This window comes from Caballeronia calidae (assembly GCF_900044055.2).
Classification (GTDB): Bacteria; Pseudomonadota; Gammaproteobacteria; order Burkholderiales; family Burkholderiaceae; genus Caballeronia; species Caballeronia calidae.
The window spans coordinates 184,910-204,608 of record NZ_FCOX02000006.1; the positions used below are offsets into that span (position 1 = coordinate 184,910).

Annotated in this window: 15 protein-coding genes; 11 read left to right on the forward strand and 4 right to left on the reverse strand. The window is 63.3% G+C overall.

Translation table 11 applies throughout. From position 1 onward, the window contains the following. Positions 1-2: 2 nt before the first annotated feature. The 3 genes from AWB78_RS08925 to pdxR all read right to left on the reverse strand — a co-directional run bounded on the left by AWB78_RS08925 (position 3) and on the right by pdxR (position 4,982). Positions 3-1,184 (reverse strand): HlyD family secretion protein, encoded by a 1,182-nt coding sequence (locus AWB78_RS08925; protein ID WP_062604191.1) that lies wholly within the window; start codon positions 1,182-1,184, stop codon positions 3-5. 105 nt (positions 1,185-1,289) lie between these two features. Further along, on the reverse strand, positions 1,290-2,225 hold the full coding sequence (locus tag AWB78_RS08930) for a lysophospholipid acyltransferase family protein (RefSeq protein WP_062604192.1): 936 nt from the start codon (positions 2,223-2,225) through the stop codon (positions 1,290-1,292). A 1,272-nt stretch (positions 2,226-3,497) separates the two neighbouring features. Further along, positions 3,498-4,982 carry a MocR-like pyridoxine biosynthesis transcription factor PdxR gene (gene pdxR, locus AWB78_RS08935; protein WP_062604193.1) on the reverse strand — a complete coding sequence of 495 codons (1,485 nt, stop codon included), beginning with the start codon at positions 4,980-4,982 and terminating at the stop codon, positions 3,498-3,500. Positions 4,983-5,161: 179 nt separating this feature from the next. Here pdxR and AWB78_RS08940 point away from each other — a divergent pair, with 179 nt between their 5' ends. From AWB78_RS08940 to AWB78_RS08965, 5 genes are all read left to right on the forward strand, one after another. Then, positions 5,162-6,259 (forward strand): ABC transporter ATP-binding protein, encoded by a 1,098-nt coding sequence (locus tag AWB78_RS08940; protein WP_062604194.1) that lies wholly within the window; start codon positions 5,162-5,164, stop codon positions 6,257-6,259. A gap of 70 nt (positions 6,260-6,329) precedes the next feature. Beyond that, positions 6,330-7,376, forward strand: coding sequence for an ABC transporter substrate-binding protein (locus tag AWB78_RS08945; RefSeq protein WP_062604195.1), 1,047 nt, complete (start codon positions 6,330-6,332; stop codon positions 7,374-7,376). A gap of 63 nt (positions 7,377-7,439) precedes the next feature. Beyond that, positions 7,440-8,711 (forward strand): ABC transporter permease, encoded by a 1,272-nt coding sequence (locus AWB78_RS08950; protein WP_062604196.1) that lies wholly within the window; start codon positions 7,440-7,442, stop codon positions 8,709-8,711. 6 nt (positions 8,712-8,717) lie between these two features. Next, the gene (locus AWB78_RS08955; protein ID WP_062604197.1) at positions 8,718-9,557 is read left to right on the forward strand and encodes an ABC transporter permease; all 840 of its coding nucleotides are present in this window, start codon (positions 8,718-8,720) and stop codon (positions 9,555-9,557) included. Positions 9,558-10,549: 992 nt separating this feature from the next. Then, positions 10,550-11,017 (forward strand): DUF3331 domain-containing protein, encoded by a 468-nt coding sequence (locus AWB78_RS08965; RefSeq protein ID WP_232477649.1) that lies wholly within the window; start codon positions 10,550-10,552, stop codon positions 11,015-11,017. 70 nt (positions 11,018-11,087) lie between these two features. Here AWB78_RS08965 and AWB78_RS08970 read toward each other — a convergent pair whose 3' ends face one another. Next, complete coding sequence (locus AWB78_RS08970; RefSeq protein ID WP_062604200.1) at positions 11,088-11,702, reverse strand: NAD(P)-dependent oxidoreductase; 615 nt, start codon at positions 11,700-11,702, stop codon at positions 11,088-11,090. Positions 11,703-12,142: 440 nt separating this feature from the next. Here AWB78_RS08970 and AWB78_RS08975 point away from each other — a divergent pair, with 440 nt between their 5' ends. The 6 genes from AWB78_RS08975 to bcsB all read left to right on the forward strand — a co-directional run bounded on the left by AWB78_RS08975 (position 12,143) and on the right by bcsB (position 19,698). Beyond that, positions 12,143-12,340: a hypothetical protein gene (locus tag AWB78_RS08975; RefSeq protein WP_062604201.1), complete on the forward strand. Its 198-nt coding sequence runs from the start codon at positions 12,143-12,145 to the stop codon at positions 12,338-12,340. Between the two features lie 525 nt (positions 12,341-12,865). Next, the gene (gene bcsD, locus AWB78_RS08980; RefSeq protein WP_062604202.1) at positions 12,866-13,321 is read left to right on the forward strand and encodes a cellulose biosynthesis protein BcsD; all 456 of its coding nucleotides are present in this window, start codon (positions 12,866-12,868) and stop codon (positions 13,319-13,321) included. A 116-nt stretch (positions 13,322-13,437) separates the two neighbouring features. Next, entirely contained in the window at positions 13,438-14,211 is a 774-nt protein-coding gene (gene bcsP / locus AWB78_RS08985; protein ID WP_062604203.1) for a cellulose biosynthesis protein BcsP, read from the forward strand. Next, the gene (gene bcsQ, locus AWB78_RS08990) at positions 14,208-14,996 is read left to right on the forward strand and encodes a cellulose biosynthesis protein BcsQ (protein WP_062604204.1); all 789 of its coding nucleotides are present in this window, start codon (positions 14,208-14,210) and stop codon (positions 14,994-14,996) included. Before bcsP ends, bcsQ begins: the two co-directional genes overlap by 4 nt. Further along, positions 14,993-17,209 (forward strand): UDP-forming cellulose synthase catalytic subunit, encoded by a 2,217-nt coding sequence (gene bcsA / locus AWB78_RS08995; protein ID WP_062604205.1) that lies wholly within the window; start codon positions 14,993-14,995, stop codon positions 17,207-17,209. Before bcsQ ends, bcsA begins: the two co-directional genes overlap by 4 nt. After that, complete coding sequence (gene bcsB / locus AWB78_RS09000) at positions 17,209-19,698, forward strand: cellulose biosynthesis cyclic di-GMP-binding regulatory protein BcsB (protein ID WP_096031761.1); 2,490 nt, start codon at positions 17,209-17,211, stop codon at positions 19,696-19,698. The genes bcsA and bcsB overlap by 1 nt, the downstream gene beginning before the upstream one ends. Position 19,699: the final 1 nt, after the last annotated feature.

Genomic DNA, 19,699 nt, shown 5'->3' on the forward strand with positions numbered 1-19,699 from the left:
TGTCAACCTCTTAGCATTCGGAACAAAGGTGCAAGCACCCATTCGGCGATGGTTCTGCGCTCGACCACGATGCTCGCGGTCGCCTTCATGCCCGGCAGGATGGCGAGGTGCTGCCCGTCGAAGTCGAACGTTTTACTTTTCAGCGTGGCCCATGCCATGTATTCGCCATCGCCGCTTTTCGCGCCGTCCTGCTCGCCCATGCCGATGGTCGTGCCGGAGATGGAATCGATCCTCGCTTCGTAGGTACCGAATTTCGTGTACGGGAAGGCATCGAACTTGAGCCGGACAATCTGGCCCTCCTTGACGAAGCCGCGCCGCCGGGAAGGAATGCGCAGAGCGGCGCGCAGCGGACCGTGGTCGTTCGTCGCGATGACGAGCGCAACGTCACCCTCGGTGAGCGTGCGGCCGGCCACCAGGCTCGAAAAGGTGACGACGCCCGCACCCGGCGCCGACACGGTCGCGTCCTGACGCTCGCGCTCGTAGCGCGAGCGAATGTCCTGAACCTCTCTGTCGTGCCGCGCTTCGAGTTCGCGCACCTGCGCGTCGAGGTCCGCGCGCGCGCTGCGCGTCGCGTCGACGTCGCCCGCCAGCTGCTGGCGGCGTGCTCTCGTCTGCGCGACCGCGACCTTGCCCTGATGGACATCCGCCTGGGCCTGCTCGATTCGATCGGCCGTCACATATTCGGAAACGGAATTCAGACGCGTCACCTTGCGCTCGGATTCATTGACGAGTTGACGGCCTTGCGCGATCTGCTCGTCGAGCGCGGCCAGTTCCGCGCGCCGGCTTGCTTCCGTCACACGCGAGGCCTCGAGCTGCGCGTTCAACTGGGCACGCCGCTGCTCGTACTGGTCGTCGGCGGCGCGAATCTGTTCGTCCCGCGCCTGTTCGTCGAAGACTTGCCGGCGCTGACCGTTGGCCGACAACGAAAGGTCGCGCTGCAGCCGGAAGAGCGGCGCGCCCAATGCCACGCGCTCGGCAGGCTTCGCATAAATGGCGGACACGAGCCCCGCGAGGCCGCGAATTTTGATTTCGGCGGGCGAGACGATTTCGCTTGGCACATCCTGCTTGAGTTCGACCTGATGCATGAACCCGAAGGCGATTGCACCGACGACAAATGTCGACGTGGCATAGGCGATCCAGCGCCAAGGCACGTCCTTGAATTCGGGGAGGCTCGTTGCTTGCATAGCGCTCGATGATGGATGTCGGTTGGCAATATATGTGTCGCGTGCAAGCTGTCTGCCGCTCGTGGCAGACGGTCCGGTCAACGCGCGGATTGTTGGGCGAAAGCGCTATTTCGCGGCGGCAAACGAATACATCGCCGGGTGGCCCGAAGTGAGCCACTGAGGGTAGTTTTCGGAGAGCGCGGCTTCGATATCGCCCGCAAGGCGCTGCGGCGCGCCCTCGTCGGCAAGCCGGATAGGGTCGAACAGACGGACCTTGAACCGCCCCTGCTCGAATCGGAGATAAAACGGCAGCAGCAGCGCGTCGAACGTGGCGCCCATGCGGAACACACCGTTATGGATTCTCGCGTTGCGCCCGAACATGGATACACCGACCGTTTCCATCGGATAACGATGCATCGTGTACGGCGGCACGTCCGAGAACAGCACGGCCACGCCGTGACGTTTGAGCGCACGGGCGACGCGCACGCCCAAGCCGCCGCGATTCGGATCGTTGTAGGTATAGAGAACCTTGATGCCGGGAATCAATGCGTGATCATCGCCATACTGGTTTTGCGGAACTCCCGATACCACGGCGAGCGAATCGATCCCGAGCAAAGCGCCCATTTTTTCGACGACGTAGATGTTCGCGTACTGCGAAACGTAGTGAAACGGGGAAACGAATATGGGCTTGCCAGGCGCGATGCTTTTTAGCCGCCGCACTTCGTCTGCGAGTGTTTGCGCCACGGCATCGAGATCCGGCAGTGATTCGCCGTTTCGAATCGCGCGACCAAAGTAGATGCGCTGGTCGATCAGCTTTTCGAGCAATATGCCAGCGCGAGCGCGCTGCGCGATCTCGGCGGGTAATCCCAAAAGATCGCGACCAAGCTCAGCGCGACTGACTCCGGTCGCACGCCAACGCACGTCGCACCAGCTACGCATCAACCATCCGACGTTGGCGAGACGCTCGATATTTTTCACCGGAATGCGGCCAATCAAGGAACGGCGCGCACGGAAGTTTTGTCGCGCAACCCACTTCCTGATCGATCGAACAATGGCAGACATTTACGGATAGACTGAATTCGAAAAAAACCCAATTGCTCAATGAACAGCACCGCAATGAAAGAGGTAGAGTGCTTTTAGCCATCGGCGCAAGTGAATATCGCGGACTCCGTTTAGGTAACAGAATTTTCAGGCGCACCCACACAGGCGCGCCCAGATCTCTCTTTTGAGAGATCCGCATTACCCTATCACTACAGATTCCGCTGTAATCGTAAGATTAATGTTCGTTGTGTTGGTCGCAGTCGTAGTCGTAGTCGACTTATTACCACCACCCGCCAGTTGCAATTGAACCAGCATATTGCGATCGAGTTTTTGCATGCCACACATTCCAGATTAAAAACGCTAACACGAGAGCGGTCAGGAATTAATTCCTAACCGCTATTCTGCTTTAGCCGGTGATGCTAATCGTCAGATCCGTCGTGTTCGTTGCCGACGAATTGACCGACGACTTTGCCGTGCCGCCAGCGATTTGAGCTTGAACCAGAACGTTGCGATCGATCTTTTGCATGATTTAATTCCTTTTCGAAAATTTAAAGAAACATTACGGCCGTTGCATCGCGAAGCATCGCGCCTTGATTTGACGCAATGCTCGCACCTCGAGCGGCTGTTACTTTGCCTGAATGATGATGTAGACCGTATTGCTCGCATTAGCGCGCGAGTTCTTCGCGCAACCGCCAGCCAGTCCGGAGTTCATCAACGCGGTGCGCTCGATTTTCTGCATGACTTACCTTTATTCAGACTTCGAGACGTTGACGTCCAGGGTCGTGTTGTTCGTCGCCGTGGACGAAATCACGTCCTTAGCCGCACCACCGGCGATTTGAGCTTGAACCAATGCGCTACGCTCAATCTTTTGCATTTTGAACCTCACTAATAACTAGTTTTAAAAAAACATGCCCACACCTGAATGTGAACACACAGAAAATCGCTGCGACGTACCGATACAGTCATCGGAAAGTCGCAGTCGATCGTCTCCGTTAGCTGGAGAAGATACCCGTTGCGTTTGGGCAAATGAATCTTATATTTTTGCCGTACTAATCACTAGCGCGATTAATCCTAAAAAATTAGGGATGCATGGAAGATTGAATAAAACAATGCGCACCCTCTGCGAAAAAGCACCCCCTTTTGTGCGTTGATTGCTTTTTCTCATCGAATAAATTCGATATGCACCGTGGCGGTCCCGCACGCTAATTGCCGATCTAATTCAGAAGCCATAAGGTTTATGAATGGAGTAACGCTTTGAGCTAAACCCGCGCCTTAATTGCTGCCTAAAAGCTATTAACTCACCACGATCGACGCCATCATCCCTTCGACCACCTCCGCCAGCCTGTCGAAGTTCGTGGCGATCTGATCGTTCGGCACGCACGCATAACCCAGCATCAAGCCCTTTTTCGCCGCGAGCCGGTTCATGTAGTAATGGCCGAGCGGCCGGGTCACGACTCCGGCGCCGAGCGCGGCGGCGGCGACAGCGCGGTCGTCTGCCGTATCCGGCAGTTCGAGCACGAAGTGCAGGCCGGCTTCATCGCCGCGCACGGGCAAGGCATCGCCGAAGCGCGACCGGATCGCGTTGATCAGTAACTCGCGCCGTTCGCCGTACAGGCCGCGCATGCGGCGCACATGCGAGGTGAGATGGCCGTCCAGGATGAACTCGGTGAGCACGGCCTGCTGCATCAGCTGGCCCTCGCGATAGAGCTCGGCCACGCCGGTACGAAACGAATCGACGAGATTCTCCGGCACCACCATATAGCCCATCCGCAGTCCCGGATACAGCATCTTGCCGAGACTGCCGACATAGATCACCTGCCCCGCATCGTCCAGTCCCTGCAGCGATGACAGCGGCCGGCTGCCATAGCGGAACTCGCTGTCGTAGTCGTCCTCGATGATCCACACCTTGTGCTGACGCGCGAACTCCAGCAGCGCGCGACGTCGCGCGAGGCTCATCACCATGCCGAGCGGGTATTGATGCGACGGCGTCACGAGCGCGATGCGCGGGGGCTCGGCCATGTCGCGGGCGGTCGGGTTCAGGCCTTCGACGTCGACGGGAACCGGCACGAGCGTCAGACCCGACGATTGCAGCACGCTGCGCACGCCCCAATAGCACGGCTCCTCGACCCACGCGCGGTCGCCGAAATCGGTCAGCAGCCGCACGGCGAGATCGATCGACTGATGAATGCCCGTCGTGATGATGATCTGGTCCGGCTGGCACTTCACCGAGCGCGCGACGCGCAAATAGTCCGACAACGCGCGGCGCAACGGCCGATAGCCGCCGCCGGGCGCATACGTGAGCAGCTCGGGACTCGCGCGCTTCCAGAGGCGCGCCTGCAGGCGGCTCCATGTGCGCGCCGGAAACTCCGCGACATCCGGCACGCCCGGCATGAACGCGCCCCACTGCTTCGGCGATACGCCCGCCTGCGCGATCAGCCGCTCGCCGCGGCGCGATATCGTGCACGGCGCCTTCGTTGCTTCGGGCGGCTGCCTGAGGGCGCCATCGCGCGGCGCGGTGTCGGCGACATAGGTGCCGCTGCCCGTCGTCGACGTCACATAGCCTTCGGCCGTGAGCTGCTCGTAGACATGCAGCACGGTATTGCGGGCAATGCCGAGATCGAGCGCGAGCGTGCGCGAACTCGGCAGCTTCGTGCCCGGCGCGAGCTGGCTCGTGAGGACCGCCTGCTGCATCAGTTCCAGCACCTGCCGGTACATCGGCTCGGCGGCCGCGCGGTCGAGCCGCGCGCTCAGCCAGTCGGCAAGGATGATCGTGTCCATCGGTTCTCCGCGGTCGGAACCATCCCTTCAGAACGCCGAAGTGGTTCTATTCTGAATATTGAAATGGCTCCCCATTTTAGAACCGTCCCGAGCTATAGTTATCCCAAGCAGTGGAAAAAATTTCCGGGCGTCCGCGGGACGTTCGGCAGTATCAGGGTTTTCCGAAGGAGACACGGAAGATGAAAACCGATCAGGTGATCGTCAGCTTTCGCGGCGTGCGAAAGACCTATGACGGCGAAACGCTCGTCGTCAAATCGCTCGATCTCGATATCTATCAGGGCGAATTTCTCACGCTGCTCGGGCCGTCCGGCTCTGGCAAGACGACCTGCCTCATGATGCTCGCGGGCTTCGAGTTCCCGACAGGCGGCGAGATCTGGCTCGACGGCAAGCTGCTCAACAAGGTGCCGCCGCACAAGCGCGACATCGGCATGGTGTTTCAGAACTACGCGCTCTTCCCGCATCTGTCGGTGCAGCAGAACGTCGAGTATCCGCTGACGGTGCGCAAGATGTCCGCGGAGGAACGCGCGCATCGCGTGAACAACGCGCTCAAGATGGTGCGCATGGAGAGCTTCGCCAAGCGTTATCCGGCGCAGTTGTCCGGCGGTCAGCAGCAGCGCATCGCGCTTGCCCGCGCGCTCGTGTTCGAGCCCAAGCTCGTGCTGATGGACGAGCCGCTCGGCGCGCTCGACAAGCAGTTGCGCGAGCACATGCAGATCGAGCTGAAGGCGCTGCATGAAAAGCTCGGCGTCACCTTCGTCTACGTCACGCACGATCAGGGCGAAGCCCTCACGATGTCCGACCGCGTCGCCGTGTTCGACAAGGGCATCGTGCAGCAGCTCGACACCGTCGATCATCTCTATGAAGCGCCGTGCAACGAGTTCGTGGCGAACTTCATCGGTGACAGCAACCGGCTGCGCGGCACCATCGAACAGGCGCAAGGCGATTACTGCGAGATCCGTCTCGCGGACGGCACGCGCCTGTCCGGCCTCAATGTCGCGAACGCGAAACCGGGAGCGTCCGCCATCGCGTGTATCCGGCCCGAGCGCATGAAGCTCACGCAAGGCAACGGACACGCCAATGGCAACGTCAACGCGCTGTCCGGCGAGGCGAAGAGCCTCATCTATTTCGGCGATCACGTACGCATGCGCTGCGGCGTGCGCGAGCAGGACGAGTGCTTCGTCAAGGTGCCGCTCGGCACCGCGGCGCTCGACGGCTTCGCGCCCGGCGCGCCCATCGCACTCGAATTCGCACCCGAGCATTTGCGCGTGTTCGCCTGAATCCGAAGCAAGCGCTTCGCTTCCCACCCGTCGTTTCACTGATAAAACCAAACCGACAGAGGAAACCATCATGAAGAAGTTCGCATCGTGCTCAACGGCGGCTGCCGCCGCGCTCCTGTTCGCGTCCGCCGCTCATCTGGCGAACGCGGCGGAGATCACCGTCGTCAACTTCGGCGGCGCGAACGGCGACGCGCAGAAGGTCGCGTTCAACCAGCCGTTCGAGCAGTCGACCAAGAACAAGGTCACGGCCGTCGAGTACAACGGCGAACAGGCCAAGGTCAAGGCGATGGTGGAAGCGAAGCACGTCAACTGGGACGTCGTGGAGGTCGAATCGGGCGATCTCGGCCGCGGCTGCGACGAAGGCCTTTACGAGAAACTCGACTGGTCGAAGATCGCGAAGAAATCGGACCTCGTGCCCGAATCGCCGGCGACGTGCGGTGTCGGCTTCTTCGTATGGTCGACGGCACTCGCCTATAACGCCGACAAGCTCAAGACCGGCCCGGCAAGCTGGGCGGACTTCTGGGACACGAAGAAATTCCCCGGCAAGCGCGGCATGCGCAAGGGCGCGCGCTACAACCTCGAATTCGCGCTGATGGCCGATGGCGTCGCGCCGAAGGACGTCTACAAGGTGCTCGGCACGAAGGCCGGCGCTGACCGCGCGTTCAAGAAGCTCGACGAACTGAAGCCGAACATCCAGTGGTGGGAAGCAGGCGCACAACCGCCGCAGTTCCTCGTCGCGGGCGATGTCGTGATGTCCACCGCCTACAACGGCCGCATCGACGCGGCGCGCAAGGAAGGCAAGAACCTCAAGGTCGTGTGGAACGGCAGCATCTACGACCTCGACTACTGGGCCATTCCGAAGGGTTCGCCGAACAAGGACGTGGCGCAACAGTTCATCGCGTATTCGGTGTCGCAGAAGCCGCAGGAAGTCTATGCGCAGCACATCGCGTACGGTCCGGTGAACAAGGCCGCGATCTCCGCGCTCGACGCGAAGACCAAGTCCGATATGCCGAATTCGCCGGAGAACGCGAAGAACGCGGTGCTTCAGGACATGGCGTTCTGGACCGACCACGGCGACGAGCTCGAGCAGCGCTTCACCGCGTGGGCATCGAAATAAGCGGATTTCAGCCGGCATGACGGCCGCGCTCGCGTAGGGCGCGGCCGGGAAGGAGACACCAACGTGAACACCATGACGATCCCCGCGGACGACTCGCGCGAATCGAGCGCGCGTCTCAAGCGCGAACTGAAGATCGCCGATGCGAAGAAGCGCGCCATGGCGCTTATGCTCATCGCGCCGCTCGCCATTTTCCTGTTCCTGATTTTCGTGGTGCCGATCGGCGCGCTGCTCACGCGCGCGATCGAAAATCCCGAAGTCGCGAACGCGCTGCCGCATACCGGCGCCGCGCTCGCGAAATGGGACCGCAAGACGCCGCCATCGGACGAAGCGTATGCCGCACTCGCACAGGATCTCACCGCGATCTCGGACGGCGAATCGATGGGCGCGCTCGCCCGGCGCCTGAACACCGAAATTCCAGGCTACCGCTCGCTCGTCGCAAAGACGGCGCGCGCGATGCCGCTGACCGGCGACGACGGCAAGGCCCTGCCCGCCGCGCAGATCAAGTCGAAGATTCTCGACATCGACGAACGCTGGAACGATCCCGCCTACTGGCAAGCGATCGCGAAGAACGCGGGCCGATATTCGCCCTTCTACATCCTCGCATCGCTCGATCACAAGCAGAACGGCTTCGGCGATATCGTCCACGCCGATCCGGATCAGTCGATCTACCTCAACGTCTTCGGCCGCACGTTCGTGATCGGCTTCGGCGTGACGCTGTTCGCGCTGCTGCTCGGCTACCCGCTCGCCTACTGGATCTCGACGCTGCCCGCGCGCCGCGCGAACCTCGTCATGGTGCTCGTGCTGATTCCGTTCTGGACCTCGGTGCTCGTGCGCGTCGCCGCGTGGATCGTGCTGTTGCAGAGCGAGGGCCTCGTGAACAAGGCGCTGATCGGCAGCGGGTTGATCGGCTCGCCGCTCGCGCTGCTTTTCAACCGCGTGGGCGTTTATATATCGATGACGCACATCCTGCTGCCGTTCATGATCCTGCCGCTCTACAGCGTGATGAAATCCGTGCCGCCCACTTACCAGCGCGCGGCGGTATCGCTGGGCAGCCATCCGTTCGCCGCATTCTGGCGCGTGTATGTGCCGCAGACCTATCCGGGCATCGGCGCGGGCGTGCTGCTCGTGTTCATTCTCGCGATCGGCTACTACATCACGCCGGCGCTGCTCGGCGGGCCGAACGACCAGATGGTCAGCTATTACATCGCCTACTTCACCAACGTGACGATCAACTGGGGCATGGCCTGCGCGCTCGGTGCGCTGCTGCTGGCCGCGACCCTCGTGCTGTATGTGATCTACGGACGCTTCACGCGCTCGAACGTGAGCCTGGGGTAAACAAAGATGAAACTCGCCAAACCGATGTTCGCGCCGCATACGTCAGCCATCGAGCGCGCCTGGTATTTCACGTTGCGCATCCTGTGCGTGCTGATCCTGCTGTATCTGATCCTGCCGGTGCTCGCGATCGTGCCGCTGTCGTTTTCATCGAGCACCTTTCTCGTCTACCCGATTCCAGGCTGGTCGATGCGCTGGTATCACAACCTCGTCATGTCGCAGGAATGGCGCATGGCGGCGAAGAACAGCTTCATCGTTGCACCTTCCGCAACGCTCGTCGCGACGATCCTCGGCACGCTCGCGGCGGTCGGGCTGACGAAGGCGAACTTCATCGGCAAGAGCGTGCTGATGGCCGTGCTCATTTCGCCGATGATCGTGCCGGTGATTGTCGTCGGCGTCGGCATGTATCTGTTCTTCGCGCCGCTCGGCATCGCCAATACGTATTTCGGGCTGATTCTCGCGCACGCGGCGCTGGGCGTGCCCTTCGTCGTGACGACGGTCGGCGCGACGCTGCAGAACTTCAACCACAATCTCGTGCGCGCGAGCCAATCGCTCGGCGCGAGCCCGCTGACGACGTTTTTCCGCGTGACCTTGCCCGTTATTGCGCCGGGCGTGATCTCGGGCGCGCTGTTCGCGTTCGCGACCTCGTTCGATGAAGTCGTGGTCACGCTCTTCCTCGCCGGCGCCGAGCAAACGACGCTGCCGCGCCAGATGTTCACCGGTATTCGAGAGAACATCAGCCCGACCATTGCGGCGCTCGCCACGATTCTCATCGTGTTCTCGACGAGTCTGCTGCTGGCGCTGGAGTGGCTGCGGGGACGGGCGGCGAAGCGTGCGGTCGCGGGATGAGGCGGGCGCCGGACCGCTGCAGATAGGGCGGACTGGCGGGAACGCCCGCGCGGTGGGCCGCCTGGTTGGGCCATGTGCTTTTGCGAAGGGTCACGGGTGCAGTCGATCCGAGGCTTTCGCGGGCCACTGACTCGCGGACGGGGCATTCTTATGAGACTCACATCGCGCGATCGAACGGCGGACGCTGCCATCGTCGCCTGAATTGGCGTCGCGTATCGGTCCGCCGGGAACCTTTCGGATCGCCTGGAAGCCCCGCCAGCAAAGGAATAAACCGGGCCGCGCGTTCTCCATCCGGCCAACCGCGCAAGAGTCGCGGCCGCTTCTGGCCAGACCGTTCTTCTTATCGGACTCGCATGGCGTGACTGAATGCGGACGCTGCAAACGTCGCCGGAATCGACATCGCATATTGGTCCGCCGGGAACCTTTCGGATCGCCTGGAAGCCCGTCCAGCAAAGCATCAAAACGGGCCACGCCTTCGCCTCCCGGCCCGCCGAGAAGGCCCGCGGCCACCTCCTCCGGGCCGTGCTTATCGGATTCACGTGGCGCGATTGAATGCGCACGCAGCAATCGTCGCCGGCATGGGTTCGCATATCGTCCGCCGGGGGTCTTTCGGATCGCTCAGCATCCCGCCAGTAAAGAAATAAACCTCCCCCGTTCCCTCAAAGCCTCCCGCCAAGGCCCGCAGTCGCCTTCGGCCGAGCGGCGCCTAGCGGACCCACATGGCGCGAATTGAACTGCGGCACGCTGCAATTCGTGGCCGGAACTGGCCTCGCGTATCGGTCCGCCAAAAGGCCTTCGGGTCGCCCGGAAGCCCCGCCAGCAAAGAAACAAACCGGGCCGCGCGTTCCGCTCCCGGCCCACCGCCAAAGGCCTGCGGCCTCTTCCGCCCCGATTATTCGTATCAGCGGGATAGTGTATTCACTGATGCAGTATTTATCGGAATATGCTTAATGGCGTACGTTCTAGGTCCAGTCAAAGCCTGGAACAATGCCATGACAGCTGTTTCGAAAAGAGCGGACCCGTGGTCACAGACGGTTCACCTGCTCGAAGCGATGCCCACGGACATCGCTCGCACCGCACCATCCCAAAAATCCGCCCGCGCCGAGAGCGCGTTTCTCGAGCGCCTGACGCGCGACTGGAATCGCACGCATCCGCATCATTCGGACGATCGCTCGCCGTTCCCGCAGGCGATCGTGCGCGTGATCGAGCGCCCGAGCAGCGCGACCGCGCTCGTCTACTGGTCCGACCCCGGAACGTGCCACTACGGCTATCAGGGCTGGCGCGCGACCACGGCGACGGCGGAGGGCGTTTGTTCGCTCTCGGGGATGCCGATTCATCGCGGCGATCAGGTGTATCGGCCGTCGCAACGCGATCCGAAGCCGCAGAACGCCTCCGCCATGATTCTCGCTGCCGCAATGCCTCGCAACAGCGAAGAGATGGAAGTCGATATGCACGGCTGACGCGCGCTAGAAGAAAACGGCGGCAGAACCGGCCTCGCTGGCCGATCCCGGACGCTGCCGCCGTGCGCAATCAATAACCGACTGTGATCCGCTGTCTGATATGAGCGTCGCGCTCGAACTCGTCGAGGAAGGCGATCGCGAAATCGTCGAAGGAAATCCAGCTGCGGCCGCCGCTGTCGACGAGGAGTTCGTCCACACCGATCCGGAATTTCTGCGTGCGCGGTCCGGCCACAAATTCCGCCGACGGCGAAACGAAGGTCCAGTCGATATCGCGCTCACGGCGCAGCGCATCCAGAAAGTCCGCGCCTGCCGTCGCTTCCGGCTTGTACGCAACGGGGAAGTCCGGCAGATCGAGCACGCGCTGACCCGGCGCGGCATACAGGCTGCCCGCGCCGCCCACCACCAGCAGGCGCCGCACGCCGGCGCACCTCACAGGACCGACGATGGCCTGTTCCGACACGCTGACGAAGCGCGTGGCGCTGAACACGGCGTCGTGACCGGCAATGGCGGTCGCAAGGGCGTCGGCATCGAGCGCATCGACGCTTTGCGGCGTCACGCGGTCTCGCGCCGGAATTCCAGATGCGTCGCGAGCAATCGCCGTGACCGTGTGACCGCGCCGCAACGCTTCCTCCAGCAGACGGCTGCCGACATTACCCGTCGCACCGATGATCGCGATATTGCTCATTGCCAGCTTCTCCTTTTTCTAGCGGCGTTCAAGACGGCGTCGTCCAACCGGACGGTTCATGATAAAGGGAAATAAACCTTGGCACAGCCGGCGTTTTCGATAGAGTTTATTTCCGCGCGGGACGGAATTCGAGAACCGATTACCGCGCCTTCATGATTAAAAGCATACTGGCAAGCATAGGGCGATGCAATTTCCGGGCCGATTTACGGCATGGCCCGCCATACCGACACGCCGTGGTCATAATGAAACTGCGCATTCGACAGCACCGCTCCCTATTAGACTAGAGGCCCCGCACTCTTTCGAGATGCGCGACAGCGGCGATTACCGGCGCGCCGCGCGCAGCAGTTTCGGAGCGAGTTTTCAAATCGAAGTCGCCAAAATGTCATGACATTGGTTTATATTGCAGTTCCTCGCCGCTCCATTACCGGAAGGAGTTAATCGTGAAGAATCCGCAATTGCAGGGTGCCATCGAAGGACGCGACAATCCGGCAGGCGAAACCGCCTACGAACCGATTCCGGTTCGCGCAGTCCCAAAGGAATCAGCCGATCAACCCGGCTACTCCGATTCGCTGGACATCCCGCTCAATTACGGCATCGTGATGGACGCAGTCAGGGACGCGGTACGCGCGAACCCGTAAGCGTTCAACAGCTCATGCAAAGCGCCCCACTCGGGGCGCTTTTTTTTGGGCCGCGCAGGCTGCCGACTGTAGTGGACACGTGGCTCCGTGGTGTCGTTAAGTCAGACAAATCAGGCGTTTAGCAAGCTTTCCCGTTAAGCGATTCCGACAAATGTCAATCGGTGCGAATCTGAGCCAAAGACGCCGATCCGCTCATTAACGAGATGGTACACTGCCGCCTCCGTTGCGCCGGCTCCGTGCTGTGTCGCCGCGACGAGCCTCGCGCATGTCGATATTTCGTCCATGCTCATGGGCGCTAAATGGGCAAATTGAGCCTTCTGCCGCGGCCTTTTCCGCCGATTCGACAAATCAGTCCGCTGCTAGTGTTTCTACTGGCGAAAAAAACCACATTGAAGTAAGTTCAGACGTGTAATAGCGCCTGGACAAATGTCCGGATCAGTGCTCGAGGGTTAGTGGAAATCCGGCGAGCACATAGACAAGACCGATCAACCACGTGCTGCGGCTCGCGCCCTGCCGAACGAGAACATGGCCGCTATTTTCGATTACCTGTTGGACAGTCAGATTTCCCGGCAATGGCGCGGGCTCCTGGCCGCGCTGGCCGAAGAATTCGAAACGCAGATCGGACGCAACGAACTGCGTCAGCTGATGCAGCGCGTGGGCAGCCGTTTTGCCGATGCCCGTCCCCTGCCGCCCTGCGACTCGACGGCGGCGCTCGCCGACGCGCTCAACACCTTGTGGCGCGACACCGACTGGGGCTTCGTCGAACTGTCCGACGAACGCGACTATCTGAGCATCGTGCATTACTGCGCACCCCTGCCCGCCTTCGGCGAGCGCGCGCTCGCGTGGACGCCCGCGTTTCTCGAAGGGGCTTATCAGCAGTGGCTCGCCGCGCTCGGCGCGCAAGGACTCGCGATCCGGCAGGCCAGCGAGTTCGGCGACGACGCGGCCATCGAGTTCAGGCTCGCGCGCGTCGCGGCCTGAAGCGTCCAGCGCAATCCGACCGCCGCCACGATGCGGCGGCATCGACCGCCCCGACGGGTGGCTCAAAACATGCGGCACCGGCCAGGCACCAAAAAGCACGACGAGGAAGCGGCACCATGAATACTTCGCGCGACATCGAGAAGCTGTTCGATCATTTCGGCGGCAATGCAGGCAACTATCAGGAAATCGGACGGGAGAACGAGGCTATGACGGCTCGCACCCGCTGGCCCTTGCTCGCCACGCTCGACTTCGCGCAGCCGTCGATTCCGGAGATCGCGCCGCCGCGCGATGCGCAGCCGGGCGCACCGCGGGCACGCTCGCACGAACCATCGGGCGAGCCGCCCGAAAAGCCGACGCCCATTCATCGCGGCAAGCAGCCGCTCTTCACACGCCCCCATCGCCGCACGATTCCGCCGGTCAATCCGCCCGCGACGGAATCGCTGAGCGCGCTGCGCTTTTCGGTGCTCGGCGAATCGGCGTCGAACCAAATCGGAACGAGTCCGGATTCGGCTGCCGCTTGCGCGCCGAGCGTGCCGCCTGTTCAAGCGCCGGTCGCGTCCAGTCTCGTCAGGAATGACGGGGCGAATCCCTCGCGCCCGGCAGCCACTTTCGGATCGAACTTCGCCGCGCGCCGCGTGACAACGCAGGTTTCACCGGTCACGCCCGCCGCCGAAGCGCCGCGCGCGCCCGAACCCGCGCCCGCTGCGGCGCAATCGATTCTCGGCAAGCTCTTCAAGCCGCTCGCCCAGACCACGGCGAGCGCGCCCGCGAGTTCGCTCGACGCAATATTCGAGCGGCTGCGCCGCGCCAGCCCGCACGCCGACGACCCCACGAACATGCACGCAGGCGCGGGCCACGCCGCGCGCGCGAGCCGCCTCTCACGCTCATGAAAGTCATCACGGTAGTTTCCGCGAAGGGCGGTGTCGGCAAGACGACGCTCGCCGCCAATCTCGCCTCGGTGCTCGCCGCGCGCAACCGCCGCGTGATCGTGCTCGATCTCGATCCGCAGAACGCGCTGCGGTTGCACTTCGGCATTCCGCTCGACAGCATCGACGGCATCTCGCGCGCGACGCTCAGCCGCGATCCGTGGCAGACCGTGATGTTCGACGGCGTCGACGGCGTGACGGTGCTGCCCTACGGCGCCGTGACCGAAGATGACCGCCGCCGCTTCGAGGCGCTCGTCGACAGCGATCCCGAGTGGCTCGCGCACTCGCTCGATTCTCTTGCGCTCGACGCAAACGATATCGTGATCGTCGACACGCCGCCGGGCTCGTCGGTCTACACGCGCACCGCGCTCACGGCGGCGAACTTCGCGCTCAACGTCGTGCTCGCCGATGCCGCGTCCTATGCGGCGATCCCCGGCATGGAGCGCATGGTCGATGCCTACGCCGCGCCACGCCCGGATTTCGCGGGCCAGGGCTATGTCGTGAACCAGGTCGATCAGTCGCGCCAGCTGAGCAAGGACGTGCTGAAGGTGCTGCGCAACATGCTCGGCACGAAGCTGTTTCCGGGCGTGATCCATCAGGATGAAGGCGTCTCCGAATCGCTCGCATGCGACACGACCCTGATCCATTACGATCCGCTTTCGCAAGCCGCCGCCGATCTGCGCGCATGCGGCGCCTGGCTCCTGTCGGCGATCGACGCGATGGCCGCCTCATCGAGGAAACTCGCATGAGTTCCGCGAAGATCCCATCGCCGGAAACGGAGGTCAGCGTCGCGACTTCGCGTCTCGAACGTTTCGTCGATGCCGGCATCTGGAGCAGCCGGATCGTCGTGATCCTGCTGACGGTGTTCGCCGCGTTCGCGCTCTATTTCGTCGTCACGGTGCCGCTCGCGTTCGGTCAGCAACTCGCATTCGCGACGATCTGCTTCGCCTGCGCGCTCGGCTTCCGGCGTCTGCAAGGCCAGTACGCGACGCTCGTGATGATCATGCTGTCGGTGGCCGCATCGGGCCGCTACATGTTCTGGCGCCTGACGGAGACGACCTACTGGGAGCGTCCGCTCGACGCCGCCTGGGGCCTGTTGCTCGTCGCCGCCGAGGTCTACGCGGCGCTGGTTCTCCTGCTCGGCTACTTCCAGACCGCGTGGCCGCTCAAGCGCAAGCCGCTGCCGCTGCCCGCCGACCGCAGCCAGTGGCCGACCGTCGACGTCTTCATCCCGACGTACAACGAGCCGCTTTCGGTCGTGAAGCCGACGATCTACGCGGCGCTCGCGCTCGACTATCCGGCCGACAAACTCGCCATCCACGTGCTCGACGACGGCCGCCGTCCCGAGTTCAAGACGTTCTGCGAGGAAGTGGGCGTCAACTGGACGATCCGCACGCACAACCGTCACGCGAAGGCGGGCAACATCAACGAGGCGCTGAAGATCACCAAGGGCGAATTCCTCGCGATCTTCGACTGCGACCATATCCCGACGCGCTCCTTCCTGCAGATCTGCCTCGGCTGGTTCCTGCGCGACAAGCTGCTGTCGATGCTGCAGACGCCGCATCACTTCTTCTCACCCGATCCGTTCGAGCGCAATCTCGGCACGTTCCGCAAGGTGCCGAACGAAGGCGAGCTGTTCTACGGCCTCGTGCAGGACGGCAACGATCTCTGGAACGCGACCTTCTTCTGCGGCTCGTGCGCCGTGCTGCGGCGTTCGATGGTCGAGGAGATCGGCGGCATCGCGGTCGAGACCGTGACGGAGGATGCACACACCGCGCTCAAGCTGCATCGGCTCGGCTATACGACCGCGTATCTCGCGATTCCGCAGGCCGCGGGGCTCGCGACGGAAAGTCTGTCAGGCCACATCGGGCAGCGCATCCGCTGGGCGCGCGGCATGACGCAGATCTTCCGCATCGACAATCCGCTCACCGGCAAGGGCCTCAAAATCGGTCAGCGGTTGTGCTATCTCAACGGCATGCTGCACTTCTTCTATGGCGTGCCGCGTCTCGTGTTCCTTACCGCACCCTTGTCGTATCTCTTCTTCGGCGCGCATGTGATCGAAGCCGCGGCGAGCAGCATCGCGGTCTTCGCGCTGCCGCACATGATGCACGCGAGCATCACCAACTCGCGCATGCAGCGCAGCTTCCGCCATTCGTTCTGGGCCGAAGTGTACGAGTCGGTGCTGGCGTCGTACATCACCGCGCCGACGCTGCTCGCGGTCATCAACCCCAAGCTCGGCAAGTTCAACGTGACGGCCAAGGGCGGCCAGATCGCGAAGGATTACTTCGACTGGTATATCTCGCGCCCGTATCTATTCCTGTTGCTGCTGAATCTGCTCGGCTTCGTCGCGGGCATCGTGCATATCGTCATGTACTGGCACATCAGGAGCGAGGTGAACACGACCATCCTCAACCTCTGCTGGACGGTCTACAACATGCTGATCCTCGGTGCATCGGTGGCGGCGGCGAGCGAGCGCAAGCAGGTGCGCGCCACGCATCGCGTGACGATGAAAATGCCCGTGATGCTCAAATTCTCGACCGGCCGCACGCTCGCGTGCGAGACCATCGACTATTCGGAAGGCGGCGTGGGCGTCGCACTGCCCGCCAAAATCGAAGTGCCGATGCACGAGCGCGTCACCGTCTCGCTCTTTCGCGGCGACGAAGAGTATGCGTTCCCCGCGACTGTCGGTTATACGGAACCCGGCCGCGTCGGCCTGCGCTTTTCGCAGCTCACGCGCGAGCAGGAATACGACTTCGTGAAGACCACTTTCGCGCGCGCGGACGCCTGGACCGGCTGGTCCGAGGGACGCCGCCCCGATACGCCGCTGCGCGGGCTGTCGCACGTGCTGCTGGTGGGCACGCGCGGCATCGCGGGACTGTTCGAGCATTTGTACAGCGACCTTCGTACCTGGATGAACAAGCGCCCGGTGGATGTGAAGAAGCTGAAAACCAAAGACCAATAATGGGCATGGGTATGTCGAAGTTGCGCGTTGAAAACGAGACGGGCGCGCGCGCGCCGCGTTTTTGCGAAAGGCCTTTTGTGCGTGCGCTGGCCGTCTTCATGGCGTTGCAGACCGCGCTCGCGGCGCCGGTCGCATCGGCTGCGGCGGCCGCCGCATCGGACAGCGCCGCGGCGGGCGCGCAGCAGGCCACCGGCGTCGGCGCCGTGCCCGCGCCGAGCCCGGCCGTCGTCTACAACCCGGCCACGATCGGCCAGCCCGCGCTCGCGATGCCCGTGCCCGCGTTCTCCGGCAAGTCCGACAAACCCCTCGCCTCGCGCACGCCCACCACCGCCGATCCCGGCACGCTGGTGCCGGGCGGCCGCCGCCAGACGCTCAGCTTCGCCGACTACGGCGCGCTCGATCCGCTGCAATTGCGCGGCACCGATGGCCAGAACGGCATCGCGTTCTCCGTGCGCGGCGACGAAGTCGTGACGGGCGCGATCCTGCATCTGATCTACAGCTATTCGCCGTCGCTGCTGCCGTCGATCTCGCAACTGAAGGTGCTGATCAACGGCGAAGTGGCCGCGACGCTGCCCGTGCCGCGCGATCAGGCCGGCGTGCTCGTCGCGCGCGATGTCGCGATCGATCCGCGCTTCATCACTGAGTTCAATCACCTGAACGTGCAGCTGATCGGCCATTACACGCAGCAGTGCGAGGACCCGTCGAACTCGACGCTGTGGGCGACCGTCAGCAACGCGAGCTCGCTCGATCTCACGTATGCGTCGATTGCGAGCAAGCCCGATCTCGCCGCGCTGCCGCAGCCGTTCTTCGACCGCCGCGACGTGCGCCGCCTCGAATTGCCCTTCGTGTTCGCGGGCAAGCCGAGCCTGCCCGCGCTCGAAGCGGCCGGCATGGTCGCGTCGTATTTCGGCTCGCTCGCGGGCTATCGCGGCGCGGTCTTCCCCGCGCAGACCGACAACGTGCCGCTCTCGGGCAATGCCGTGGTGTTCGCGGTCGGCGATGCGAAGGTCGCGGGCGTCGACATTCCGCCCGTCTCCGGCCCGACGATCGCGCTCGTCGAACGCGACGCCAACGCGCGCGGCCGCATCCTGCTCGTGCTCGGCCGCGACGACGCCGAACTGAAAACCGCCGCGAAGGCGCTCGGCGTCGGCCAGAACGCACTGAGCGGCACGAGCGCGACCATCACGCAGTTCAACGACCTGCAGCCGCGCCGCCCCTACGACGCGCCGAACTGGCTGCCGACCGACCGCCCCGTGCGCTTCGGCGAGCTTGCGGAAGCGCGCGATCTGACCGCCCACGGCTACGACGCCGACGCCGTGCGCGTCAATCTGCGCGTGCCGCCCGATCTCTTCATGTGGCAGACCAAAGGCGTGCCGGTCGATCTCGGCTATCGCTACACCGTGCGCCCGGCGCCGGATCGCTCGTCGCTCAATATCAGCGTGAACAACGGCTTCGTGCAGTCGCTGCGCATTCCGGCGGTGGCCACCTCGACCTTCGATCTCGGCCACTACTTCAGCCGCGTGCTGCCGGACAAGACCGTCGCCGCGCGCCGCGAGATCTATCTGCCGCCGCTGCTCATCACGCCGCGCGCGCAACTGCGCCTGCACTTCTACTACGACATCCCGAAGACCGGCGAATGCACGGGACGCGTGCTCGATAACGTCGTCGGCGCGATCGATCCGAACTCGACCATCGATCTGTCCGGCTTCCCGCACTACATGGCGCTGCCCGATCTGGCCGCGTTCGCCAACGGCGGCTTCCCGTTCACGCGCATGGCCGATCTTTCGCAGACGGCGGTCGTGCTGCCGAACGAGCCGAACTCGGCCGATTACAGCCTGTATCTGCTGGAGATGGGCCGCATGGGCGCATCGACGGGCTATCCGGTGACGGGCGTCACCGTGACGAGCGCAAACGATGTCGACCGCTTCGCCGACAAGGACCTGCTGATTCTCGGCTCGCCCGGCCGCCAGCCGCTCCTGCAGCGCTGGACCAAGAACATGCCCTTCTCCGGCGACGGCGACGCGCGCACCTTCCAGCTCTCCGATGTCGCGTTCAAGGTCGTCGACTGGTGGCACGGCGAGCAAGGCCCGGAACGCTCGCCGGCGCGCGCGGATCTGTCGCTCGTCAGCTCGAACGGCGATGCGCTCCTGACCGGCTTCGAATCGCCGCTGAAGAGCGGGCGCAGCGCGGTCGCGCTCATCAGCGCGGCGGGCCAGTCGGACGCCGATCTTTCCGCCGCCCTGCTCGACAACGACCTGCTGCCGTCCATTCAAGGCGCGATGGCCGTGATCCACGGGCGCACGGTGACGGTGACGTCGAACGGCGAGGCGTATTACGTCGGTCATCTGTCGCCGATGCATTACATGCGCTGGGCGCTGTCGTCGCATCCGCTTCTGCTGGTGCTGAGCGGCGTGCTCGCTGCGCTCGTCATCGCCGCTCTGTTCTACCGCGCGCTGCGCTCGATCGCCGCGCGGCGCCTGAGGGATTGAT